This window comes from Streptosporangium becharense (genome assembly GCF_014204985.1).
Taxonomy (GTDB): domain Bacteria; phylum Actinomycetota; class Actinomycetes; order Streptosporangiales; family Streptosporangiaceae; genus Streptosporangium; species Streptosporangium becharense.
In genome coordinates, this window is record NZ_JACHMP010000001.1 from 7,436,990 (window position 1) to 7,461,120 (window position 24,131).

The 24,131-nt window shown below is 72.6% G+C and carries 15 protein-coding genes; 3 read left to right on the top strand and 12 right to left on the bottom strand.

The genetic code is table 11. The features are described 5' to 3' along the window. Positions 1-12: 12 nt before the first annotated feature. The 3 genes from F4562_RS32140 to F4562_RS32150 form a co-directional block, all read right to left on the bottom strand. Complete coding sequence (locus F4562_RS32140) at positions 13-150, bottom strand: hypothetical protein (RefSeq protein WP_184546986.1); 138 nt, start codon at positions 148-150, stop codon at positions 13-15. 160 nt (positions 151-310) lie between these two features. Beyond that, entirely contained in the window at positions 311-1,408 is a 1,098-nt protein-coding gene (locus F4562_RS32145; RefSeq protein WP_184546988.1) for an ATP-grasp domain-containing protein, read from the bottom strand. Next, a complete protein-coding gene (locus F4562_RS32150) occupies positions 1,405-2,940 on the bottom strand; it encodes a lyase family protein (RefSeq protein WP_184546990.1) in 1,536 nt (511 codons plus the stop codon). Before F4562_RS32150 ends, F4562_RS32145 begins: the two co-directional genes overlap by 4 nt. 150 nt (positions 2,941-3,090) lie before the next feature. On the opposite strand from F4562_RS32150, the gene F4562_RS32155 reads away from it, so the two are divergent. Beyond that, on the top strand, positions 3,091-3,831 hold the full coding sequence (locus F4562_RS32155) for a helix-turn-helix domain-containing protein (protein ID WP_184546992.1): 741 nt from the start codon (positions 3,091-3,093) through the stop codon (positions 3,829-3,831). A 98-nt stretch (positions 3,832-3,929) separates the two neighbouring features. On the opposite strand, the gene F4562_RS32160 is transcribed toward F4562_RS32155, so the two are convergent. The 7 genes from F4562_RS32160 to F4562_RS32190 form a co-directional block, all read right to left on the bottom strand. After that, positions 3,930-5,402 (bottom strand): aldehyde dehydrogenase family protein, encoded by a 1,473-nt coding sequence (locus F4562_RS32160; RefSeq protein ID WP_184546994.1) that lies wholly within the window; start codon positions 5,400-5,402, stop codon positions 3,930-3,932. Beyond that, on the bottom strand, positions 5,399-6,922 hold the full coding sequence (locus tag F4562_RS32165; protein WP_184546995.1) for an APC family permease: 1,524 nt from the start codon (positions 6,920-6,922) through the stop codon (positions 5,399-5,401). The genes F4562_RS32160 and F4562_RS32165 overlap by 4 nt, the downstream gene beginning before the upstream one ends. 445 nt (positions 6,923-7,367) lie before the next feature. Next, positions 7,368-8,750, bottom strand: coding sequence for a glutamine synthetase family protein (locus F4562_RS32170; RefSeq protein WP_184546997.1), 1,383 nt, complete (start codon positions 8,748-8,750; stop codon positions 7,368-7,370). After that, positions 8,735-9,505, bottom strand: coding sequence for an SDR family NAD(P)-dependent oxidoreductase (locus F4562_RS32175; RefSeq protein WP_184546999.1), 771 nt, complete (start codon positions 9,503-9,505; stop codon positions 8,735-8,737). Before F4562_RS32175 ends, F4562_RS32170 begins: the two co-directional genes overlap by 16 nt. Then, entirely contained in the window at positions 9,502-10,227 is a 726-nt protein-coding gene (locus F4562_RS32180; RefSeq protein ID WP_184547001.1) for a gamma-glutamyl-gamma-aminobutyrate hydrolase family protein, read from the bottom strand. Before F4562_RS32180 ends, F4562_RS32175 begins: the two co-directional genes overlap by 4 nt. Continuing rightward, positions 10,224-10,919, bottom strand: coding sequence for a FadR/GntR family transcriptional regulator (locus F4562_RS32185; protein WP_184547003.1), 696 nt, complete (start codon positions 10,917-10,919; stop codon positions 10,224-10,226). The genes F4562_RS32180 and F4562_RS32185 overlap by 4 nt, the downstream gene beginning before the upstream one ends. A gap of 173 nt (positions 10,920-11,092) precedes the next feature. After that, the gene (locus F4562_RS32190) at positions 11,093-14,443 is read right to left on the bottom strand and encodes an ATP-binding protein (protein WP_184547005.1); all 3,351 of its coding nucleotides are present in this window, start codon (positions 14,441-14,443) and stop codon (positions 11,093-11,095) included. A gap of 332 nt (positions 14,444-14,775) precedes the next feature. On the opposite strand from F4562_RS32190, the gene F4562_RS32195 reads away from it, so the two are divergent. Beyond that, complete coding sequence (locus tag F4562_RS32195) at positions 14,776-15,054, top strand: hypothetical protein (RefSeq protein ID WP_184547113.1); 279 nt, start codon at positions 14,776-14,778, stop codon at positions 15,052-15,054. 43 nt (positions 15,055-15,097) lie between these two features. On the opposite strand, the gene F4562_RS32200 is transcribed toward F4562_RS32195, so the two are convergent. After that, positions 15,098-15,766, bottom strand: a complete 669-nt coding sequence (locus F4562_RS32200) for a 4'-phosphopantetheinyl transferase family protein (RefSeq protein WP_184547007.1) — start codon at positions 15,764-15,766, stop codon at positions 15,098-15,100. Then, a complete protein-coding gene (locus F4562_RS32205; RefSeq protein ID WP_184547008.1) occupies positions 15,763-16,602 on the bottom strand; it encodes a metallophosphoesterase family protein in 840 nt (279 codons plus the stop codon). The genes F4562_RS32200 and F4562_RS32205 overlap by 4 nt, the downstream gene beginning before the upstream one ends. A 790-nt stretch (positions 16,603-17,392) precedes the next feature. Here F4562_RS32205 and F4562_RS32210 point away from each other — a divergent pair. Further along, positions 17,393-23,794, top strand: a complete 6,402-nt coding sequence (locus tag F4562_RS32210) for a PKD domain-containing protein (RefSeq protein ID WP_184547010.1) — start codon at positions 17,393-17,395, stop codon at positions 23,792-23,794. The last annotated feature ends 337 nt before the right edge of the window (positions 23,795-24,131 follow it).

Sequence of the window (24,131 nt, forward strand, 5' to 3'; positions counted from 1 at the left end):
GTGTCCTCGATGTCAGGTCCAGGTGCTGTCGGCGGCGACGTACGTGATCGGGGAGACCACTGAGGTCGTCCCGAGAGCGACAGCCTGCGGAAGTGCGAAGATCGCGGCGGTGGCGGTGACCCGCGCGGCCCAGTTGATCCACCGAGACATTTTTCGACCCCATTCGTTCGTTCTCGCGGTCATTTTCCCGCGCTGGGAAGAACGTAGGGGGCAGCCACTTCGAGTCGATATCGCCTCGGCTATCGCACGATATTCCGCCGTGTTTCCCCCATGTCACACAGTGCGCGGCGGCCTCGGGAACCTCGGAATCTCAGGGAGAGGTGGGGATCGCCGACGGCGGGATCCAGCGCTCCTGCCGGGGGACCGCGACCGCGGGGCGTCCCCCCGGCGTCGGCCGGCCGGGCAGGGGGAGCGGGCCGAGACCCACGGCGGCCCGCAGATGCGCGTCGATCAGGTCGAACCCGCACGCCCGCGCCACCAGGCCGGGGATCACACCACCGGCGGGCAGCGCGTCGATCCCCACGACGTAGGCCCGCCCGCCGACGAGCCGCATGGTGACGTGCGCGGCGCCGTCGGTGACGCCGACGGCCGCCAGCGCCCCGGACGCGGTCGCGGTGAGCTCGTCCGCCACATCGGGCGGGACCGGCGCCGGGAAGACGTGTTCGCGCGTCGCCGCGTGCGGCTGCCGGGTCACCGTGTCCGGCTGCCGGGCCGTCGCGTACGGCGGTCGCGCCGCCCCGCCGGAGGTGATGCCCACGCAGTGGTGGACCCCGCCGGAGCCGGCCGTCTCCACACCGAACTCCGGGCCCGGCAGATAGCCCTCGATCAGCGCCGGACCCGGCCCGGACGACAGCACCTTGCGGCAGTGGTCCGTCACCTCGGCGAAGGTCTCGCAGAGCGCGGCCCCCGGCGGGCCGCCGAGGGCGGGCCTGACCACGCACGGCGTCGCGATGCGGGACAGCGCGGTCACGACCCGGCTGTCCAGGTCGTCGTCCGGTCCGGCCACCTCGAAGGCGGGCGAGGGCAGCCGGGCCGCGGCCAGACGCGCGCGCAGGCGAGCCCGGTCGTGGCAGGCGGCCACCGCGTCGGGCGGGTTGCCGGGCAGCCCGAGGTCCGCCGCCGCCCGCGCCGCCGCGACGGCATGGCTCCGGCTGAGGGTGGTGACCCCGGCGATCCCGTCCAGCGCCGAGCGCAGCTCGCGGGCCAGGGTGCCCGGCGAACCGGTGGCGCACACCGCGATCCGCACCCCGGCCGCCGCCGCGCCGGCGTGCCGGGCCGGGTCGGCGGTGGCCAGCACCGGCGTGAGACCCAGTTCCGCCGCCCTGCGGAAGGCCGGCATCCCGGAGCGGCCCGCGGCGGACTCGACGAAGACGAGGTTCGACCGCCCCCGGGACCGGGCGCCCGTCACCGCGGATCACCCGTCTTCGTGCCGGTGGTGTGCTCCCACGCCTCGCGCAACCACCCGGAGCGTCGCGCGGCGCCCACGTCGACGGCCGCGAGCCGCTCGCCGACCTGCTCCAGCAGGAGACGCACCTCCTCCGGCCGGGTGGAGCCGCCCGTCTGCTTGCGCCGCACCCCCGCCTCGGCGTCCAGCAGCTCCCGTACCTCGTCCTCCTCCACCGCCAGGACGAAGCCGTGCCGCTCGCCCGCGGCGACCAGGCCCGCGGCCGAGAGCAGGTCGGGGGTGGGGGCTCCGGCGGGCCCGAGCCCTCCGGTGGCGGCCGAGATCCACGAGCCGACGACGGCCTGCGAGATCCCGGCGGGCACCCCGTGCTCCAGGGTGAGGTGGTTGGCGACGGTCAGGAAGGCCGTCAGCTCGCCGCGCACCGCCCGCCCGGCCCGTTCCGGGTGGAAGCGCATGCCGGCGACCGCCCGGTCGAACAGGGCCAGCGTCGCGCCACAGGTCGCGAAGAGGTCCTCCGTCGGACCGGGGCCCGGCCCGGAGACCTCGGCGAGATCGGTGTAACCGGTGTCGTGCTGCCCCGCCATGACGTCGTGCGAGAGGCCGACCAGCCGCCGGGCCATGTCCCGGATCCGCTCCAGCGACGCGCCGTCCCCCTCCTGCGGCGCCGTCATCGGGTCGTCCGCGGTCCCGCCCGGCAGGTCGACGAACCGGCAGCCCGGCCCGCTCCACCCGATCAGGTCGGTCAGGAAGCGGCTCAGCGTGGTACCGAGCACCGACAGCTCCGCGGCCGAACGCAGTGCCCACGCCTGGGAGGCGACGGAGGTCAGGGCGTGCGGCTGCGGGCCGTCGAAGCCGAGCGCGAGCGCGATCCTCGCCCGGTCCCAGGGCAGTTCCAGCCCGGCCATCGCGCCGGCCCCCAGCGGACAGAGGTTGACCGCGTCGAACAGGGAGTGGAACGACTCGGCGGCGTCGGTGGCCGCCTCGGCGAGCGCGGCCAGGTAGAAGCCGAAGGTGATGGTCTGCGCGGTCCGGGGCCGGGAACTGGCCGGCATGATCGACTCGGTGTGCCCGCCGGCGGTCTCCAGCGCGGTGCGGGCCAGCCCGCTCACCGCAGCCGCCGTCTCCAGCAGCCGCTCCCGGCCGAGCATCAGCCGCGCGCAGGCCCGCACGTCGTTGCGGCTGCGGTCGACGTGCCAGGCGTACGCGCCTTCGGGAAGGCGTGCCTGGACGGACCTCTCCAGGGCCGGCAGCGGATCGGAACCGGCCGCCTCACGCCCGGTGTGCAGTTCCTCGGGCGTCAGGTCCAGCACCGCCCGGCGGATCCGCGCCGCGGCCCGGCCGCCCATCAGGCCCATGCGGACGTACTCGTCGATGTGGGTCAGTTCGATCCACCGGTAGTGGCGCAGCAGGGCCGGCCCTCCGGAGCCGGGCCGCCCGGCCCGGACGGCCTGGTCGCAAGTGCCGTCGGGGGTGGCACCCGCGACCCCGCGGGGGTGCTGTTGCGGGGTTCGCCCCGTCCGTCCAGTCGGAAGCATGGACTCACGCTGCCAACGCGGGCTCGGGGGTGAACAGGAGGAATCACCGGTGATATCGCAGCGGATAGTAAGGCGATATCAGGACGAGAGTGGACGGTTGGCGTGCCCACATACGCTGACGGCATCCGATCGCCACCCGGAGGATCTCACGTGGGGTCTGCACTGCTGTCCGAGAGCCTGCTGTCCGAGAGCCTGGCGTTCGCCCGGCTGCTGCGCACCCACCGTGACCGGGCGCGGCTGACCCAGGAGGACCTCGCCGAACGCGCTCGCCTGAGCGTGCGCACGGTCCGTGACCTGGAGCGGGGCCGTACCCGTTACCCGCACCGCACCTCCGTCCGCCGCCTGGCCGCCGCCCTCGGGCTGACCGGCGACGACCGCGCGGCCTTCGAGGCGGCGCCGCCCCGCCCGCTCGGCGTCCCCGCCGTGGCCCCGCCTCCGGAGTGGGACCTGCCCCCGGTGAGCGGCACCGTCTCCCTGCGCAGGCTTCCGCTGTTGCGCGAGGTCGAGGACGCGGTCGCCTCGGCCGCGACCGGGGGGAACCCCGCGCTGGTGGAGATCACCGGCCCGGCGGGGACCGGCAAGACGACCCTGGCCGCCCAGTGCGCGTACGTGCTGCGGGAACGGCTGGCGCTGGACACCGTCTTCCTCGACCTCCACCGGGACCGGCGCGACCCGGGTGAGCTGCGCGCCGCCGTGCGCTCGGCCCGCGCACGCCGTACCGCGCCGGCCGGTCCCGGCGGGCGGTGCCTGCTGCTGGCCGACGGCGCCACCGATGCGGAGCGGGTGCTGCCGTTGCTGGCCATCGGCTTCACCGCCGTCCTCGTCACCGCCAGGGAACCGGTCGCCGGGCTCGCCCCGTCCCGGCGGGTCGCGCTCACCCGCCTGGCCTGACCGCCCGCCGGACGCCCGACGCCCGGGTGGGGCCGGGGCGACGGCGGCGGGCCGCGCCGCACGCGCGGCCCGCCGCCGTCCCCGTCGCCCCGTCGTCGTCAGAGGGGCAACCCGGGGTCGTCGACGCCCACGATGCGGGCGCCGCAGAAGAACCGGAGCAGTTCGGCGTTGCCGTGCGCGCCGACGCCGGACGCACCCCAGAACCCCTGCGTCGAGGTCTCGGTGAGGTCCAGCAGGCTGGAGCCGTTGATCTTTATCTCGCCGCACTCCAGTCGCTCGCCCACGTCCATCGCCGCCTCCTCGTCGGCGCCGAAGACGTAGCCCGCCAACCCGGTGGAACGGCTGTTGGCCAGCTCGACGGCCTGCTCGTCGTCCCGCACCGGGTGCAGCGTCAGCACCGGCCCGAAGATCTCCTCCGTCGCGTCGGCGGGATCGGCGCCGCGCACCACGGACGGGGCGAGGAACCAGCCGGGCAGGTCCGGCATCGGCGTACTGCTGAGGATCTCGCCTCCGGCGGTGGCGAGCCGGTCGAGCCGCCCGCGCAACTGGGCGAGGTGCCCCTCGTCGGCCTGCGGGCCGAACCCGGTCTCCGGGTCGAGGCTGTGCCCGGCGCGCAGGAGCGCGAGCCGGTCGAGGATCGCGTCGAGCAGGGCGTCGTGCAGGGACGCCGGGACGAAGACGCTGCCCGGGCTCTCGCACCACTGGCCGTTGAGCTTGGTGAACCCCGCGACCAGCGCGTCGGCGGTGGTGTCGAGGTCGGCGTCGGCGCGGACGACCACCGGGTTGTTCGACCCCAGCTCCAGTTGGAGCGCCTTGAGATCCCCCGCGCAGGCGCGGACGATCGAAGCGCCGGTGCTCCGCCCGCCGGTGAAGCACAGCGCACGCACACGCGGGTCGGCGGCCAGCGCCGTACCGGGCCCGGCGCCGCCGTGCAGCAGCTGGAACAGCCCGGCGGGGGCGCCCACGGCGGCCAGGGCCTCGGCGACGGCGTCAGTGATCAGGTTGACGCTCGACGGCGCGACCGGGGACGGCTTGCAGATCACCGGGGCGCCGGCGGCCAGGGCGTACGCCGTCTTCTTGACCGCGATGAACGACGGGGCGTTGAACGGGACGATGACGGCCGCGGGCCCCCAGGGGAGGTGGAGTAGCCGCACCGGCCGCACCGCTCCGGGGAGTTCCTCGCGGAGGCGGGCCGCGGTCAGCTGTTCCGCCGCCCCGCGCACCACGTCGGGGAGGCCGCCGCCGAACAGCCCGGTGACCGAGATCGGCACGCCGCTGTCGACGGCGTCGGCACGGGCGATCTCCCCGGACCGGGCGGCGAGCCCGTCGGCGATCGCGTGCAGGAGCGCCACCCGGTCGGCGACCGGGGCGGTGGCCCAGTGGCGCCCGCGGTGCAGCGCGTCCGCCGTGGCGAGCGCGCGCTCGACCCGCTCCGGCGTGGACTCCATGGCGGGGGCCAGCGGGCGCCCGGTGTTGGGGTCGGTGAGCCGGCCTCCGGTGTCCACCGAGGCCGGCGACCGCTCCCCGGCGACCAGGTCGCGCTGCTCGGGCAGGACGGGTACCTCGTTCATCCGGTCACCTCCCCGCCGGCGACGGGGCCGGTGACGCGGGCCGCGGCCGGAGACCGGGCGGGCTCCTCGTCGCCGGTGTCCTCGGCGTCCTCGAAGGTCAGCCGGGCGGCGTCCATCAGCTCGGCCCGCCGGGTGCGCCACAGCAGCGCCGAGACGATCACACCGATCACCAGCCAGGACGCGACGATGCCGAGCGCCAGGTTCAGCGGCCACTCCGGCAGCGGCCACACGCTGTAGTACAGGCCCGCCAGGAGGATCGCGGTGGCGGCCACCGGGACCACCCCGTGCCGCAGCGGGTTGAACTCCGCCCGGTGCCGCCTCCAGTACAGGCCGATGACCGCGATGTTGCCCAGGGAGTAGACCACGATGACCCCGAGGGTGATGAACAGCCCGATGAAGGTGAAGCCCCCGATGGGGCCGAGCCAGGTGCCCAGTCCGAGGCAGACGGCCACGTTGAGCAGCGTGGTGAGGACGAGCGCGGTGGACGGCGTCCGGTGGGCCGGGTGGATCCTGGCCAGGGCACGCGGCAGGATTCCGCTCCTGCCCAGCGCGTACATGACCCGGGCGCCCGCGTTCTGACCCGCCAGGGCGGCGCCGAGCGCCGAGTTCAGCAGGGCGAAGGCCAGCAGCAGCCAGGCCCACCCGGCCACGCCGTCCGCCAGGGTGAAGAAGGGGTTGTCGGCGCTCGCGATGCCGCCGATCTTCTCGACCCCCCAGCCGACGACCATCGCGTAGGCCACGAGCGCCCAGATCAGGCCGACGACGATCGTGGACCACAGCACCGTGCGCGGGATCGCCCGGCGCGGGTCGGCGGTCTCCTCCGCCAGCGGCGCGGCGGACTCGAACCCGGTGAACAGCAGCACGGCGAAGACGAACGCGAGGAACACCGGTTGCAGCCCCGCGGAGGTGTCCGGGAACTCCAGCGGGGCGAGGCTCAGCGACCGCCCGCCGGAGCGGATCAGCACGGCGACGGCGAACACCACCATGATCACGCTTTCGACCACGCCCAGCACCAGGGTGAGCCGGGCCGATATCTTGACGCCGCGGTAGGTGGCGGTGAAGACGACCGCGAGCAGGACCAGCGCGATCAGCCACCAGGGGATGTGGACCCCGAGGTTGGCCTCGATGACCGGCGTCAGGATGCCCGAGGTGACCAGGAGCACCAGCGTCGGCAGCAGCGGATCGTACAGGAAGTAGGCCCAGGCCGTGACGAAGCCGGCCCGTTCCCCCAGCCCGTGGCTGACGTAGGTGTAGTAGCCGCCGGAGGAGGGGAGCTTGCGTGCCAGCGACGCCACGCACAGGCCGGTGAGCAGCACCGCCACCATGGCGAGGAGCACGATGAGCGGGGTGCTGGCGCCGACGAACCCGGCGAGCACCGGGCCGATGATGATGATGCCGACCGCCGGGCCGAGATGGCTGATGGCCTGGAAGACCACCTCCTGCTGGCCCAGGGCGCCGCTGCGCAGCGCGGGAGAGGAACTCTGCGGAGGTGGAGCGTGGGACGTCATGTCGTCGGACATGATTGACCGCCTTTGCGACGATTGAGAGCGGATGTGAGTCGCAGGGTGGGGTGGCCGGCACATCGCGTCGGCCGGGTGCCGCGGGGACGGTCGCGCGCCCGTCCGGCGGCCGGATGAGTTCGATGGTCGGCGGCCGGGGAACCGGCGGCCGGACGAGTACGGTCGGCCGGTCGTCGAGTGATCGCCGGCCGGTCGTCCGGGGCCGGAGCCGGAGTCCGGCGGGTGGCGTGGGACGCCTTCGGTGAGAAGCGGTGCGAAACGGTACCGGGGCCGGGGCTGTGGCCGGGGCGGGCCGGGACCGGGCGAGCGGCGGGGCCGGAGCCGGGGTGTGGGTCCGGGCCGGTGTCCGGGGCCGGGATCGGGGCCGGTCCGGGATGATGTCCGGGGCGCCGGGATCGGGGCCGGTTCGGGATGGGAACCGGGGCCGGGGTCGGGCCGGGCGGCGTCAGATGCCTTCGAAGTAGCGGATGCGCTCCCAGTCGGTCACCGACTGCATGAACTGCCGCCACTCGTACCGGGCGACGGCATGGTAGTGCCGTACGACGTCGGCGCCGAAGGCGGCGGCGGCGAAGTCGCTGCGCAGGAACCGCTCGGCGGCCTCGGACAGGGTGCTCGGGAACTCCTCGTGGACCTCCCCGTACGCGTCGCCCGTGGACGGCTTGCCGGGGTCGGCGCCGTCGGCGATGCCGGCGCGCATGGAGCCGAGCATCCCGGCCAGGGCCAGGTACGGGTTGACGTCGGCCCCGGGCAGGCGGAACTCCAGCCGGGTGGCGGACGGCTCGCCGGTGAGCACCCGGCAGGTGGTCGTCCGGTTGTCGAAACCCCAGGTCAGACCATTGCCCGCGAAGTCCTGGCTGCCGATCCGCCGCGCCGAGTTGATCGTCGGTGCGTACCACAGCATGAGGTCGGCCGTGTGCTGGAGCACTCCCGCGACCGCGTTGCCGAGCACGGCGCTCATGCCGCGCTCACCGGCGGGGTCGAAGAACGGGGTCCCCCCGTCGCGGTCGCGCAGCGAGGCGTGGATGTGGCAGGAGGAGCCGAGGTCGTCGGTGACGGGCCTGGGCATGAAGGTGGCCGTCATGCCGTTCGCCGCGGCGAGGTCCTTGACGGCCTGCTTGAACAGGACGTGCCGGTCGGCCGACGCGAGCGCCGAGGTGTACTCCAGGTTGATCTCCCACTGGCCGAGCCCGTACTCGACCTGGGAGACCTCGACCGGGACGCCGCTCGCCTCCAGCGCGTGGCGCACCTTGCGGAAGAACGGCTCCATCTGGTTGCCCTCGCCGATGTTGTAGTCGGCGTGCGTCAGCGTGGTGGGGTCGAGGTCCTGGTAGCGGCGTTTGCGCAGCTCGGCGGGGGTGCCGAGGTAGAGGTAGAACTCCAGCTCGGTCGCCGCGTACGGCTCGTGACCCGCGTCGCCGAGGGAGTCGACCTGGCGGCGCAGGATCGTCCGCGGCGCCACGGCCAGCGGTTCGCCGGTGTGCTCGTCGACGCTGTCGGCCAGGCAGATGGCCGTGGAGTCGAGCCACGCGGCCGGGCGGAGTGTGGTCAGGTCCGGCACCAGCCGGAAGTCCTGCCAGCCGGTGTGCGCGCCGGCGAACTCGACCTCCAGGCCCAGACCCTGGTCGATGTCCCACGAGTACACGCACGTGCAGATGTGCAGACCCTCGGTCAGCAGCGCCCGGAACCTCCGCGGCGACATCCGCTTGCCGAACAGCCGTCCCTGCATGTCCACGCCCGAGACGATGACCGTGTCGAAGCCCGCCCTCTCCAGGTCCGCCGGGTCCAGCGGCTCGAAGGCGGTCAGGTGCCCGCTCACCGGGTCAGCCATCCGCCGTCGACGGGCAGCTGCACGCCGGTGATGAAGGAGGCGTCGCCGGACAACAGGAACGAGGCCGCGGCGGCGATGTCCTCCGGCTGGGCGAGGCGCTTGACGAGCAGCCGCTGGCCCAGGAACTCCATGACCTCCGGGGCGTCGAGGTCGGCGCCCGGGATGAAGTTGGTGGCCACCGGCCCCGGCGCCACGCAGTTGACCCGGATGTCGTACCGCGACAGTTCGACGGCCAGGGCCTTGGTGAGCATCTTCACCCCTCCCTTGGAGGCGTTGTAGTGAACCTGGCAGAAGCCCTGCGAGGAGACCACGACCTCGGCCTCGACCGTCGAGAGGTTGACGACGGCCGCGCCCGGGGAGTCCTTCAGGTAGGGCAGGGCCAGCTGGGTGACGATGTAGACGCCCTTGAGGTTGACGTCCAGGACCAGGTCCCACTCCTCGTCGGTGAGCTCCTCCAGCGACGACATGGTCACCAGGCCGGCGTTGTTCACCAGGTAGTCGAGGCCGCCGAAGGTCTCCACGGTCGCCTCCAGGGCGGCGGAGATCTCGGCGCGGTCGCGGACGTCGGCGCTGAGCGCGAGTGCCCGGCCGCCCTCGGCGGTGATCAGCGACACCGTCTCGTCGGCGAGGTCGTGCTTGAGGTCCACGCACGCCACCTGGGCGCCCTCGGCGGCCAGACGCCGCGCGATACCGCGTCCGATCCCGGATCCGGCGCCGGTGACGAGGGCGGTACGCCCGCTGTGTCGATCTGTCATATGGTCTCTCCCTGGTAGTTCTTCGCCTCGTCGACGAGCCAGCCGAACAACGGGTCCGGCTCGGCGAACATCTCTGGGTGCCACTGGACGCCGAGGACGGGGAACCCGTCCATCTCGACCGCCTCGATGACGCCGTCGGGGGCGTACGCGACCGCGCGCAGCCCGGAGCCGACGCGGTCCACCGCCTGGTGGTGGTAGCTGTTGACCGCGAGGTCGGTGCCGAGGACGCCCGCCGCGCGGCTGCCCTCGGTGACGCGCACCGGATGCGACCGGTGGCCGCGGGGGTAACCGAGGTAGGAGTGCCCCTCACCGCTGTCGGGCGGCAGGTGGGGGACGAGCGTGCCGCCGAGGGCGACGTTGAGGAGCTGGGATCCCCGGCAGATGCCGAGCAGCGGCAGACGCCGCTCCAGCGCGGCCCGCACGAGCGTGATCTCGTACTCGTCCCGCAGGGGGTCGATCAGGGTCTGGAACGGGCTCGGCGTGCCGCCGTACCTGCGCGGGTCGACGTCCTCGCCGCCGGCCAGCACCACCCCGTCGAGCCGGTCGGCGACCAGCTCCGGGTGGGTCTCGAAGGGCAGCAGGACGGGGACGCCCCCGGCGGCGGCCACCGAGGCGGAGTAGTCGGCGAAGTAGGTGTAGGCGACGATGCCGTGCAGTGCGGGCGGTATGTCGGGTACGCCGATCAGGCGCCGGCCGGTGATGCCGATCAGTGGCGCGCTCACGGCTGCTCCCCGAAGAGCAGGTCCCTGATCTCCAGGCGCGTGTGCTCGATGTGGGCCTCCATCGCGGCCGCCGCGGCCTGCGGATCGCGGTCGGCGATGGCCTCGTAGATCATTCGGTGGGCCCGGCAGCAGGTCTCGATCTGCTCGACGTAGACCAGCTGGTCGGGATGGGCGAAGAGCTCCCCGCGGGTGTAGTGGACGGCGGCCTCCAGTCGCCTGCTGCCCGAGGCGCGGGCGACCGCGCCGTGGAACTGCGAGTCGGCCAGCCGGAACTCCGACCGCTCCGTGGCCCGGTTCATCCGTTCGATCGCCAGCCGCTGGTCGGCGAGGTCGGACTCGCCGCGCCTGACGGCGGCCAGCGCCGCGGCCCGGGTCTCTATGGCGATGCGGTAGTCGAGGATGTCCTCGAACTCCGAGCTCTCCTGCCGCATCTGGCCCATCCACTGACGGTACGGGCCGTCGAGGCTGGTGACGAAGGTCCCGCCGCGCGCTCCCCGCCGCACCTCGACGTAGCCGTGCCCCTGGAGGAGCTTGATCGCCTCCCGCAGGCTGACCCGTGCCACGCCGAGCGTCTCGGCCAGTTCCCGCTCCGACGGCAGGCGGTCTCCCGGCGATATCTCGCCTCGATGTATCAATCGGCGCAGGCGCTCGGCCACGTCTTCGGTGACCGTTCGCGCCCCTAATTGGTCCATTGGCCTAGTATTAGAACCATTAAATGGCACGTCAACCCTTCCACCTCTCTGACCTTTGCTTTTTACCCACGGTCAATCGGACGGTGGCGCAGGGTCACGGTGGACGGGTGTCCGAGGAGCCGACGCGGGAGATCCCGGCGGGCCGGACGCCCGCCGGGAGGGCCGTGACGGCCCTACGAGGCTCTCAGGCCGTCGTCGTCGCAGATGTACTCCGGCGGCGTGAACATCTTTCCGGTGCCCCCGATCCCCTGATGGTTCGCCAGCCGTCTCAACGAGTTCATGTGCCAGGAGGCGGCACCGCTGTCGCCCACGACGCAGGCGAGCAGGGACAGGAACCAGTCGACGGGGCCCACGCAGGCCACCGCGGAGCCCCCGGAGATCCGCCCGGCGTAGGGCAGCAGCTTCTCGTAGGTCGCCCGGCAGGCCGGCACGTCGCCGACGGCGGCCTGCGCCGCCCCCTGCAGGCAGGTCATGGTCAGCCACGACCAGTCCGCCGGCGGGTCCGGCCAGCCCTTCTCCGCCAGGGCCCGGGCCTCGTCCTTGCGGCCCTGGGCGTGCAGTTCCAGGATGCGGGCGTCGTGGTCCATCGTGGGGTGGATACCGGCGATCAGGTCGATCAGCGGCCCGGCGTCGGCCATCGTGTCCCGCTGGTAGCTCATCATGAGGCGCCCGGTCACGACGACCCCGCCCGCGTACCACATGCCGATCCGCTCGGCCTGCCGTCCGGCCTCCTCGTACAGCGTCTCGGCGTCGTCGAACCGGCCGCTCAGGACGAGCCGGTTGGCCCGCCACATGGTGTGCTGGAAACGCGGCCAGGGCAGCTGCAGCCGCTCCAGCATGACGTCGCAGCGCGCGGCGGCCCGGTCGGCGCCGGCCACGTCGAACACCTCCAGCCGGTGGTGGGTGAACAGCATCTGGGCGAGCAGCTCGAAACCCGGGGCCCGGGTGCGCACCGCGAGGTCGTGCATCTCGTCGGCGATCTCCAGCAGCTCGAGGATGTGCAGCGGCTGGGGCAGGGCCAGGCCGCGGGCGTTGAGCACCCGCATCAGCAGACGCGGATCCCCCAGCCGGCGGGCCATCGCGACGGCCTCGGCGGACAGGGAACGGCAGCTCGGGTCGTCGCTCCCGTTGTACAGCTCCTGGGCCAGGCCGCCCAGGAGCAGTGCCCGCTCGGGGCTGTCGGTCGCGGGGAGCGCTCCCAGCGCGGCCTCGAACTGCTCCACCAGCCCCAGCTCCACCGTTTCGTACGGATCGCGCAACACCCAGACCGACGGGGAGTCGAGTGCGGTGAGAGCACGGGCGGTCAGTTCCGGGCATCCCTCGACCCGGTCGACGACGCGCACGGCCTCCGCGCGGACCCGGCGGGCACCGAGCGCGTCCCCGGCCGCCAGCATGGCGCGGATCTGCTGCAACAGCAGTTCCACATGCTCGGCCGGGTCGCCGGCGCAGGCACCGTGCGCGGCGACGGCCCGGCCCCACCACGCGGCGGCCTCCTCGTAGGCCAGCCGCAGGCCCGCCTGCCGGGCCGCCGCGCGGGCCCAGCGCACCGCCTCCCGGTACGCCGCGGGACCGGCCTCCACCGCGTGGTGGGCGAGAACGGTCACGTCGGTGCCCGGCTGGGAGGACAGGGCGGTCATGACCCGCCGGTGGAGCAGGGCCCTGCGCAGCGGCGGAAGATCGCGGAGCAGGGTCTCCTTGAGCAGGTCGTGGGCGAACACCATGCATTCCCCACTGACAGTGACCAGCCCGGTCTGGGCGGCCCGGTCCAGGACGCGGTAGACCTCCTCCGGTTCCGTCCCGGACGTCCGGCACACCTCGGTGACCACACCGGGGTCGAAGTCCCTGCCGATCACCGCGGCGGTCGCGAGCACCTCGACGGCCCGCGACCCCAGCGCCGCCAGCCGCCGGCGGATCAGATCGGCCGCCGCGTCGGGAACCGTCTCAAGGCTCTGCCCCTGGCTCAGCAGCCGGACGCTCTCCCGTACGAGGAAGGGATTGCCGCCGGTCCGCTCGGTCAGCCGCGCGGCGGTGGAGTCGTCCACCTCGGCACCCAGTTCCGCCGCGACCGCCCGCACCTCCGCGGCCTCCAAGCCGGTCAGGCGGATGCGAAGCAGGTCGTAGCCGGTGAGCTGGCGCACCACGTCGTCCACCGTGAGGCCGAAGGCGGCGCCGGGAACCGGGCCGTCGTGCGCCGCGCCGGAGAAAGCCGTCTCGCGGAACGCGATGACCAGGGTCAGCGGAGCGGGCTCGTTCGTCCCCCCGATCAGCGCGACGAGGTTTCTGAGCAGCTCCAACGAGGCGAGATCGGCCCAGTGCAGGTCGTCCAGGACGACCACCAGGGGCCGGGTCCGCGCGGTCGCGGTGAGCCACTGCGCGATGCTCAGGTTCCGCTGGATCAGCGCGGCCTCGGTGGGACAGTCGAACCGCTCGTCGTTCAGCACCCCGCACAGCGCCTGCGGATCCGGCGGCGGAGAGATCTCGGCCAGCGCGCGCAGCACCTGCAACCACGGCCACAGCGGCGGAACCCCCTCGGCGTCGTGGCAGCGGCCCCACAGCACCAGGTAACCCAGGTCGGCACAGTCGTCCCGGAACGCCTCCAGCAACCGGGTCTTGCCGATGCCCGGTTCACCGCTCACCGCGGCGACGGCCACGCCGTTCGCGCCTCCGCGGATCGGCAGTGCCTTCAGCTCCGCGAGCTCCCGCTCCCGGCCGATCATGACCCGCCGGCGCGGGGACGACGGCCCCGGCGGCGACACCGGGGCGCCGGCGGGAACCGCGGCCTCGAGCGACTCGGCCTGCGACAGGATGTCGCGCTCCAGCGCACGCAGCTCCGGGCCGGGATCCAGGCCGAGCTGGGAGACGAGCGTGTCACTGGCACGGCGCAGCACGGCCAGGGCGTCGGCCTGCCGCCCGGTGCGGTACAGGGCCAGGGCCAGCAGGCACCACAGGCTTTCCCGCAGCGGGTGCGCGACCACCTCGCTCCTCAGCTCGGCCACCACGATCTGCGGGCGGCCGAAGGCGAGCAGGGCCTGAGCACGTCGCTCGACGGCGGTCAGGCGCAGTTCGCACAGGCGGCTGATCTCGACGGTCGCCCACGGCTCGTCGGCGAACTCGCCGTAGGGCAGGCCCCGCCACAGCCCCAGCGCCTCCTCCAGACAGGCGAGCACCTCGCCGGGCGGAAGCGACTCCGAGGCGGTGACCAGGTCGGTGAACCGGTTCGCGTCCACGTTCGGGGCGGTCAGCAGGTATCCCGGAGCCCGGGTGATGAGCGTCCGCGGAGGGGTCCGGGAGGCGCGGCCGGGCTCGATGACCCGGCGCAGATTCGACACGTACGAGTGGAGCGTGGCCAACGCCCGCGGTGGGGGAGCGCCGCCGTAGAGATCGTCGATCAGGGTGTCCACCGGGACGACCGCTCCGCGGGCGATCAGTAATCGGGCCAGCACGGCGCGCTGGCGTGGACCGATGAGGTCGACGGCGACTCCGTTGTGGCGGGCCTCCACCGGCCCCAGAACCAGGAACTCCACTCTCATATCACCTAGGAGTCGGCGCAGCGGACGAGCTCACTGCGGCAGGGATTGCCATGTATGCGAGAAGCGATACTTGTACGCGGATCTTCTCCGCCGGTCCCGTGCCCGGCCGGTGGAGCCGGCCTGCACGGTTCCCCCGGCGGATCCGCGGGGGACCGGCCGACCGGCCACGTGGAACCGGGCGCGGAGCACACCGCACCGTCGTCCGGGCCATCCCATCGAGTCCCCCTCAAATATCGTGATCAAGCTAGTGAAACTATGCCATTCCTTCAATAATTGACAGCGCCCGGGATGGTTGTCAGGGCCCAAAGGAAGGGCACAGTGGCTCGATGGGAAGTGAGGAACTGGACAGGTTCGCCGTCCTGGTCCGTGACCGGCTGCGGTTGCGCGAGGGCGGGGAGTCGCCCAGCCGCAGGCTCGCCGGGGCGCTCAGCGACCTCGCCGAGGTCGGAGCCCTGGCCCGCCGGTACGGCGTCGCCCCCGGCTCGCTGTTCTCCGCCGACGGCCGTCACCGCGACCGGCTGCGCCTCAGCTTCGCCCTCCCGCCCGCGCTGCTCGACCAGGCCGTCACCGGCCTGGCCGGGGCCTGGCGCGACCGGGGCCGCTAGACCCGCTGCGGACCCCGGCCAACCGCGGCCTCCCGCCACGCCGTCATCCCGCACCGGGCGACGGGTCCGCCGCGATGCCGGGAAGGGCGATGGCGGTCACCACCAGCCCTTCCGCCACCAGCCAGCGGCCGGTGAAACCGGTCAGCTCCCGGCCGTCCACCACGGGGCCGGGGACGAGGAACCGGGCGGTGAACGTGCCGGACGGCGACAGGTCGAGGTGGGCCTCCTCGAAGCCGAGCCAGCGCCCGGTCAACGGGAACCACGCCTTGTAGACGCTCTCCTTGGCGCTGAACAGCAGCCGGTCCCAGTGGATGCCGGGGCCGAGACGCTCCATCGCGTCCTGTTCCTCCGCCAGCGCGACCGTGCCGAGGACACCGTCGGGGAGCGCGTCGTGCGGCTCGGCGTCGATGCCCACGCTCAGCGCCTCCCGGGAGACCGCCGCCGCCCGGTACCCCGCGCAGTGGGTGATCGCCCCCACCACGCCGTCGGGCCACCCCGGCGCGCCGCGCGCACCGGGAACGATCGGCACGGGGGCCAGCCCGATGCGGCGCAGCGCCTGGCGAGCGCAGTGCCGGGCGGTGGTGAACTCGCGCCGCCGCTTGTCCACCGCGCGGGCGATGACCGCCTCCTCCTCGGGGAACAGCGTCACCCCCGGCGGGTCGTCGAACGCCTCCGCGCTCACCACCCACGATGGCAGGATCTTCTCGATCATGCGACGGGCACCGGCCCGGGCAGGATCTCACGCAGCCGGCCGGGCGCGGTGGGGCGTGGACGCCACTCGCGCGGGTAGCCCAGAGAGACCTCCTCGAAGCGGACGCCGTCGTGCCAGGTGGTCCGCGGGATGTGCAGGTGGCCGTAGACGACCGTGTGCGCGTCGAAGCGCAGATGCCAGTCGGCGGTCCGCTCGGTGCCGCACCAGATCGCGAACTCGGGGTGCCGCAGGATCAGCGTGGGGTCGCGGACCAGCGGATAGTGGTTGACGAGCACGGTGGGCACCCCGGCCGGCCGCTCCACCAGGCGCCGCTCCGTCTCGGCGACCCTCGCGGCGCACCAGGCGTCCCGGGAGGGGTAGGGATCGGGGTGGAGCAGCATCTCGTCGGTGCAGACCACCCCCTTCTCGTACGCCAGGGCGAGCGCCTCCTCCTTCGTGGCCATGCCGGGCACCCGGAAGGTGTAGTCGTACAGCACGAACAGCGGCGCCACGGTCACGGGGCCGCCCGGCCCCTCCCACGTCGGGTACGGGTCCTCCGGGGTCGTCACCCCGATGTTCCGGCAGGTCTCGACCAGGTGCCGGTACCTTTCCTCGCCGCGCAACTGGACCGGGTCGCTCGGGTGCGTCCACAGCTCGTGGTTCCCGGGGGCCCACACCACCGCCGCGAACCGCTCGCGGAGGGTGCCGAGCACCCACTCGACGTCGGAGACCTTCTCCGAGACGTCCCCGGCGACCAGCAGCCAGTCGGAGGCCGAGACAGGACGCATGTCCTCGACGATGCGCCGGTTCTCCTGGTAGCCGACATGCAGGTCGCTGATGGCCAGCAACGACGTCATGAGCGACCCGCCCTCGGCCGGCGCGTCGCCCTGGTCCCCGCCGCGCCGCCGCCCGCCGGTGCCGCGAGCGCTCCGCGCGGTCCGTCGTCCTCAGACACCGCCGCCTCCGTCCCGCCCGGGCTTCCCGGGCACGGTCACGAGTCCGTTGTGATCGAGCGAAAGCACTTTCTCATGACCGTTCCCGGAAGGCATCCGCAGCCCCGGCGAACCGCCCCCCGGGGCAGGTCACGGCCCGGAGGGAGGCCGTACGCGCCGCCGACCGCGCCGAAACGGGCCCCGGGCGGGCCCGTCCGCCAAGGGCCGGCCCAGGAGCTGTGGAGGGGACCGGCGATCACCGTCGTCCGAGGCGATCACTCCGTCCACGGCGAGCCCCGGTGATCGCGGGACGCCGGTGACCCGGACCACCAAGCCGGGATAAGCCCCTTCAAGGGGATCAGGCGCTTCACAAGGACGACGGGTCATCCTGGCGGGGGATCAAGCCGATCCATTATCAGGTTCTGAACAGCACCAGAAGGGCCGGTATCACGTCCATGTCGTGTATTCGCGCCGGTGCTTTACGTGAGCGAAAACGTTCCGCCACGCGACGGCGGGTCCGACCCGCCGCCGGGCCCCGCATCCCTTGAGAAGGCGCGGACACCCGTCCTGAGACCCGGGGAAGGACCCCGCGAGGGTGCGTTCCCGCCCTCCTCGCGCGGACCGGCCGGTCACAACGCCCCTCACCCTCACTCCGCGAGCGCCGACTCCTCCGCGTTTCCGCGCCGCGTCCGGTTCCGACTTCGGAGAGTCTTCCTTGACCTGGTCACTCAGCCGTGCCCTCGCGGGACGGATAGCGTTCACCGCACTCGTCGCGGTGCTCAGCCCCCTCGCCCTGCCCTCGCCCGCGACCGCCGCCCCGACTCCGACACCGTCCCCGAAGAGCACGAAGGTGTCCACCGCCTCCGGGGCCACGTTCATCGATCTCGGCCCCCTCAACAACAACGGCGGTTTCATCGGGGGAATCAACAACAAGGGCGAGGTCGTAGGGGCCGTCTCGGAGCACACCAACGGGGGCGGCAAAGCCGTCATGTACCGCGACGGGTCCGTCGTCGACATCCACGCGACCCTCGGCCCCGACATCCGCTACAGCAGGGCCTGGGACATCAACGACGACGGCGCAGTGGTCGGCACCGACGAAGACAGCCGCTCCTTCCTCTTCAAGGACGGCACGTCGACCCGCATCGAACCGAAGCAGGCCAGGGCCATCAACAACAAGGGCCAGGTCCTAGGCGGCGGCTGGATCCGCGATCCCGACGGCTCGATCCTGACTCTCCAGGGGTTCGAGGGCCAGAGCCTGGAGGCCGTCTCGCTGAACAACCTCGGGTCGGTCGTCGGCGGCGCCGAGATGAGCCGCGACAAGAAGGACAAGCAATACCGCGCCTTCCGCACCAGACCCGGCGAACCCATCGACGTCAAGCGGGACCGCCTGGAGTACATGGACTCCACCATAGCCTTCGACATCAACGACCACGGGGAGGTCGCCGGCTACGGGACGGACGCGGACGGCGGCTACATGCCCCTCATCTGGGACAAGGACGGCCGCCCCCAGGCGATGAACACGCCTCGCGGCGGCATGGTGGACGCGATCAACAACGCCGGCACTGGCGTGGGAAGGCTGTATCACCAGGACGGCTGGCTCCACGCCGGCCTGTTCGAGAACGGTACCGGGGTCTACCTGAGCACCCTGGTCCCGGAGGTGGGCTGGTTCCTGAAGAGGGCCACCGACATCAACGACCTCGGCCAGATCACCGGTGTCGGCACCCCCCCGGGGGAGGTCCTCGACCACGCCTTCCTGATCGACCTGGGGGACGCCGACCCCGTCATCTCCTCGATGACCTTCACGACACAGATCTACCCGTCCGAGGAGTGGGTCGAGGTACCGGAGGCGGAGACGATCGACGGCAACCGGGTCCGCATCTCCGTCTCGATGTTCAATCCTGGTAACCGCCCCGTGTCCACGCGGCTCCGACTGGTCGAGGAGGTGTCCGGGAAGACCCTGCCCGGCGGGGAGATCGAGGAGATTCTTCCCCCACGGGAGTCCGTCACGGAGGAGGTGATCTGGGACACGGCGGGCTTCGCCTGGCATCAGGGTGAGGTGCGATCGATACGCAAGGTGACCGCGACGCTCGTCGCCGGCGGCGTCGTCCACAGCAGCCGCACCGAATCCTACGAGGTCCGGCCCAAACCCGTGGCCCTGGTGCACGGATACAAGAGTGACGCGCAAGCGGCATGGGGCGAGTATCCGAAACTCATGCGGAGGGTGAACTCGCTACTGGAGGGGTACGCGGTCGGCGACGGGAGAATCCCCGGCGAACTCAACACCGGCACCGAGTCGAACCCCCTCAAGCGCACCATGACCATCAGGGAGAACGCCGAGCAGGAAGCGGTCTACATCGAAGCCCTACGCAGGGGGACGGGAGCCTTCCACGTCGACGTCGTCGCCCACTCCATGGGCGGGCTGATCACCCGGCAGTACATCCAGACCGAGATGCCCGACTCGCCGGACGGCAGGCCGGTGGTGAACCGGATGCTCCAGCTGGGCACCCCCAACCGGGGATCCCCCTGCGCGGACATGGTCATAGACCTGGCGTCACTGATGAACATCCCCGTCCCCTTCTGGCCGGCCACGCAGCAGCTGACCGTGCCGTACGTGAGTGAGGTCTTCAACTCGAAGGTCACCGACCTCAAGGGCGTCACGGCCTCCAACCTCGTCGGCGTCGGCCACGGCGTGCCCTGCTACACCCCCGGCGGGTCCGCTCCCGAGGACGGCGACGGGGTCGTCCCGGAGTCCAGCGCTCAGTTCACCTACACCGACATCCCCTACACCCGGACCGCCCACACCGAGATGACCGCATCGCGGGAGGACTTCCACGGCTACGTCTACCCGAGGCTCGCCTCGACGCTGGTCGACACCGGCAACCCGGGCGGCGTGGAGCCGCTGCGCAAGGACGCCGCCGCACCCGCCGGTGAGAAGGCCGACGCCGGCCCCGGGACGGCCTCGACGTTCGCCACCCCCTCGGCCACGGTGGAGGCGGGCAAGACGGCGACCGTGCCGCTGGACGTCCCGCAGGGCACGGCGTTCGGCGTCACCGGCGCGCTGCCGTCGACCGTCGGCCTGCTGCTGCGCGACCCGGCCGGGCAACCGGCCGCCTCCTACACCGCGGGCAGCGCGAGCGCCAAGCAGCCCTTCCAGGGGCTGAGCGTTCCCACCCCGACCGCGGGAGCGTGGAAGCTGGAGATCACCAACACCGGCACCGCGCCGGTCACCGCGGCCCTGGCCGCCTGGATCACCGGCAACCCGGTGACCGTGACGGCGAAGGCCCGCCAGGCGTCGGAGGACGGCACGGCGCAGGTGACGGCCACCGTCGCCGACGACGGCGAACCGGTCACCGGCGCGACGGTGCAGGCGATCCTGATCGCCGAGGACGCCACCCGCCACGAGCTGACCCTCAAGGACGACGGGAACAGCGACGACGGCGCCGCCGACGACGGCACGTACGGCGCCACGACCGGCCCGCTCGCCGACGGCGTGTACAGCGTCACCGTCAAGGCCGACACCACCAAGGGCACACGCACCGCACGCGACGCCGTCAGCATCCGGAAGGCCGACACCCGCGAGTTCGAACTGGAACTGTCGGCCCAGCCCGGCGGCTCGGTGACCGCGTCCCCGGCGCAGGAGAAGTACCGGGCCGGCACCGAGGTGACGCTCACCGCCACCGCCGAAGCGGGTCGCATCCCGCTGGGGTGGACCGTCGACGGGAAGGAGCGGCCCGGCGGGACGCTGACGCTGACCATGGACCGGGCCCACACGGTGGTGGCCCGTTTCGGCTCCTACACGGTGACCGAGATCGGCGCGCTGCCCGGCGGCGACGCCTCGCACACCGAGGCGGTCGCGCTCAACGACCGCGGCCAGGTCGCCGCCACGACGAAGGACAAGGACCAGCGGAGCCGGGCCGTGCGCTGGCAGGCCGGTGCACTCACCGACCTGGGCGGACTGACCTGCACCGACGTTCCCGGTTTCCCGTGCGGGGCGGGCGCCACGGGCATCAACGAGGCCGGTGACGTCTCCGGCTGGGCCCACGCGACGGTGGGCGGCAACAACCAGCAGCACGCCGTGGTCTTCCGCGGCAATTCCATCACGGACCTGCAACCGGCGTCCGGCACGCTGACCAACAGCAGGGCCCGGGACCTGAACGACAACGGCCAGGTGTTCGGCTGGATGGACGGGCAGCAGGGCGTCAGCCCCTACGTGATGTGGAACCAGGGGACCGCCAAGCGGCTTCCCACCACACCGCAGTACATGGGGTACGGCTCCCCGAGCGACCGCGTCAACGGCAAGGGCACCGTCGCCGGCTCCTACGTGACGAAATGGGACGGCCTCGGCATTCCCACGAGCTGGGAGCCGGCCGTCTATCAGAACGGTGTGACCACACCGCTGGAACTCCCGGAGTGCGAGTCCAAGAGCGGCGGCGCGCACGACGTCAACGCCACCGGCCTGGTGGTCGGCGCGGGAACGTGCAACACAGGCGAGAAGGTCACCACGCACGCCTACGCCTGGAAGGACGGCCGGCGCACGGACCTCGGTGAGGGGGTGGCCCACGCCGTCAACGACCACGGCCTGGTGGCCGGCTTCACCGGCACGTCGGCCGCCGATGTGCCGATTCTGTGGCTGGACGGCCGGCGCTACAAGCTGGAGGACCTGCTCCCCCGGCCGAAGTGCGACACGAAGACCGTGCCCTGCATGACGTTGACCTCACTGCTCGACGTCAACTCCTCCGGCCAGATCCTGGCGCGGGGTTTCATCCACGACCACTCCGTGGACAACGGGAACAAACGGGAGCGGTCCTTCCTGCTGACGCCGTCCACCGTGCGGGCCGACCTGGAGGTCAAGCACACGGTCTCACCGGCCGAACCCGCACCGGGCACGACCGTCACCTGGACGAGCACCGTCACCAACAAGGGGCCCGACCCCGCGACCGCCGTCCGGCTCGACATGGTCGTCCCCCAGGAGGCGGGCAAGACGGCGTGTGAGACCTCGCGAGGGCTGTGCACCGCCTTCGCGGGCGGGTTCCGCAACACGGTCAAGGTCCTGGAACCGGGCTGGAGCGCCACCGTCAAGGTGACCGCCACCATCCCGTCCGGCACCGCCGACGAGACGGAGCTCACCGCGCGGGCCGGCGTCTCCAGCCTCGCGGTCACCGACCCCGAGCACGCCGACGACTCGGCCTCCGCCACCGCGAAGGTCCGGCACGCGCTGAACCGCACCGGCATCAACTGGGCCGACCCCATCCGCGTCGGGACGACCAGCTACCCGGTCGAGGTGACCCTGACCAACCGCGGGACCGGGGAGATGTCCCTCATCGACATCAAGACCGAGGGCCCGTTCACGCAGACCGAGGTCTGCCCCGAGAAGCTCGGCCCGGGTGACGTGTGCAAGGTGGCGGTGGCGTTCGCCCCGACCCAGGTCGGGCCGGCGAGCGGGAAGCTGACCTTCACCACCGACGGCGCCGAGTCCCCGTATGTGGTGACCCTCGCCGGGCAGGGAGCCGAGGCGAACGCCGCACCGGTGATCGAGGTCCCGGCCGCCCCGGTGCAGGGCACGGCGGGTGAGCCGTTCACCGTGACGGTGACGTTCGCCGACGCCGACACCGCCGACACCCACACCGCGAAGGTGGAGTGGGGCGACGGCTCCCCGGTCCCCGCCGAGGTGAAGCAGGAGGCCGGCGGCGGAACCGTCACGGCGACCAGGACCTTCGACAAGCCGGTGGAAGGCACCGTCCTGGTGGAGGTGCGCGACAGCAAGGGTGACATCGCCGCAGAGCCCGTGCGCTATGTCATCACCGACAAGACGTCCAACACCGCGCCGGTGGTGACCGCGGGACCGGACGCCGAACTGACCGTGAACGAGACGTTCCGGCGCACCGTGTCCTTCACCGATCCCGGCTCCACGTCCTGGACGGCGACCGTCGACTACGGCGACGGCTCCGGTCCGGCACCGGTGACCCCCGACGGCACGCAGATCGCCCTGGAGCACCGGTGGACCGCCGCCGGCACGTACCCGGTCACCGTGACCGTGCGCGACGACGGCGGCCTGCAGACCTCGGCGGTCTTCTCCGTCACCGTCCTCGCCGCGGAGACGCCGAACCAGGCTCCGCAGGTGAAGGTGTCCGGGGCCGGCGACATCGCCGAGGGTGCCGCCTGGACCGGTGAGGCGGCCTTCACCGACCCCGACTCCACCTCCTGGACGGCGACCGTCGACTACGGCGACGGCTCGGGGCCGAAGACCGTGCCCGTGAACGGGAAGGAACTGCAACTGAAGCATGTGGCCGCCGACAACGGGCAGCGCACCGTCACCGTGACGGTCACCGACGACAAGGGCGCCACCGGCACGTCCGAGCTGAGACTGAACGTCACCAACGCGGCCCCCGAGGTGTCGCTCACCGCACCGGTGGCCGACACGGTCGTCGCCGTGGGCGTCCCGCTCACCCTGGAGGCGTCCTTCACCGACCCGGGAACCGCCGACACGCACACGGCCGTCTGGACCGTCGGCGGGCAGCGGGTGACCGGGGCGGTGACCGGTCGCGGCGGAAAGGGCACGACCGCCCTGCCGCACGTGTTCACCAAGGCGGGCCGTTACCCGATCTCGGTGACCGTCACCGACGACGACGGCGCCGCCACCACGGCCGACACCGCCGGCGAGGGCAAGGAGAAGGTCCACGTGCTGGTCTACGACCCGGCCGGTTCACTGGTCGGCGCCGGGGCGACGGCCTCTCCTGCGGACTCGTGCCGGTTGACCGCCGCCTGCGGCAGGGCGGGCGCGGCGGCCTTCCTCGTCACCGCCTCCTACCCGCGCAAGGCCACCACGCCCACGGGCGGGCTGAGCTACCAGGCTCCGGGATTCCGGCTGCGCGACACCTCCTACACGGTGCTCGCCGCGGCGGACGGCACGGCGATCCTGCGCGGCAAGGGCCGGGTCAACGGCACCGTGGACGTCACGTTCGAGGTCACCGCCGTCGACTCGGGCAAACCGTTCGACCGCACCGACCAGCTCCGGCTGAGGGTGTGGCGCAAGGACGGTGAGCTGGTCTACGACAACCAGCGCACCGGCCCGCCGCCGGCCGTGACCGGCATCGTCCGCGTCAGCGGCCGCAACTGAGAACACCGCGGGCTCCCGTCCATCCGGGCGGGAGCCCGCGGTCACCCGCCCGGTCCGCTCCGCGGGCCGGGCTCGCCGTCGTGCGTCCCGTCCGGGCAGGCCGGCTTCCCCGCGTGCCGGGCAGGCCGGCTTCCCCGCGTGCCGGGGGACGGGATGGTGGAACCCTTCGGGGCGGCGGACGACGGGGTGACGGCACCCCTCGGGGACAGACGCATCGCAGGGACCTGACAGCCGGACCGTTCTCATGGTTTTACGGCTTTTTGCGCGATGGGTTGATTTATTCGCAGGTCGTTCCGGGGATGCACCGCCAGAAGCGCGCCTTCCGCAGGGCCGACCG

Excerpts from the sequence above, each read along its gene's own strand:
- F4562_RS32140 (WP_184546986.1), bottom strand. The coding sequence starts at position 150 with ATGTCTCGGTGGATCAACTGGGCCGCGCGGGTCACCGCCACCGCCGCG.
- F4562_RS32150 (WP_184546990.1), bottom strand. The coding sequence starts at position 2,940 with ATGCTTCCGACTGGACGGACGGGGCGAACCCCGCAACAGCACCCCCGC.
- F4562_RS32160 (WP_184546994.1), bottom strand. The coding sequence starts at position 5,402 with ATGAACGAGGTACCCGTCCTGCCCGAGCAGCGCGACCTGGTCGCCGGG.
- F4562_RS32165 (WP_184546995.1), bottom strand. The coding sequence starts at position 6,922 with ATGTCCGACGACATGACGTCCCACGCTCCACCTCCGCAGAGTTCCTCT.
- F4562_RS32170 (WP_184546997.1), bottom strand. The coding sequence starts at position 8,750 with ATGGCTGACCCGGTGAGCGGGCACCTGACCGCCTTCGAGCCGCTGGAC.
- F4562_RS32175 (WP_184546999.1), bottom strand. The coding sequence starts at position 9,505 with ATGACAGATCGACACAGCGGGCGTACCGCCCTCGTCACCGGCGCCGGA.
- F4562_RS32185 (WP_184547003.1), bottom strand. The coding sequence starts at position 10,919 with ATGGACCAATTAGGGGCGCGAACGGTCACCGAAGACGTGGCCGAGCGC.
- F4562_RS32195 (WP_184547113.1), top strand. The coding sequence starts at position 14,776 with ATGGGAAGTGAGGAACTGGACAGGTTCGCCGTCCTGGTCCGTGACCGG.
- F4562_RS32200 (WP_184547007.1), bottom strand. The coding sequence starts at position 15,766 with ATGATCGAGAAGATCCTGCCATCGTGGGTGGTGAGCGCGGAGGCGTTC.
- F4562_RS32205 (WP_184547008.1), bottom strand. The coding sequence starts at position 16,602 with ATGACGTCGTTGCTGGCCATCAGCGACCTGCATGTCGGCTACCAGGAG.